Origin of the sequence: Bacillus cereus group sp. BfR-BA-01347, assembly GCF_022663835.1 — a bacterium.
GTDB lineage: Bacteria > Bacillota > Bacilli > Bacillales > Bacillaceae_G > Bacillus_A > Bacillus_A thuringiensis_K.
Genome location: NZ_JAKUGG010000096.1, coordinates 1 through 240 on the forward strand (window position 1 = coordinate 1; position 240 = coordinate 240).

The following is a 240-nucleotide window of genomic DNA, read 5'->3' on the forward strand; positions in this document are numbered from 1 at the left end:
GTCATTGTCGTATCGAAAACATTTGCTTCCAGCCAATTATGTTCTTGTTGTGGATATCAAAATAAAGACGTTAAAAATCTAAACCTACGTGAATGGGACTGTCCTTCTTGTTGTACACACCATGATAGGGATATTAACGCAAGTATCAATCTAAAGAATGAAGCGATAAGGCTTCTAACCGCAAGGACTGCGGGGTTAGCCTAATCAATTAGAGTTCGATAGAACTCTTTACTTAGGAAT

The 240-nt window shown here is 37.9% G+C and carries 1 protein-coding gene; it reads left to right on the top strand.

The genetic code is table 11. The annotated features are described in order from the left end of the window. The coding region (locus tag MR143_RS32820) for a zinc ribbon domain-containing protein (protein WP_142387861.1) at nt 1-204 on the top strand (204 nt) is incomplete at its 5' end. Nucleotides 205-240 lie beyond the last annotated feature (36 nt).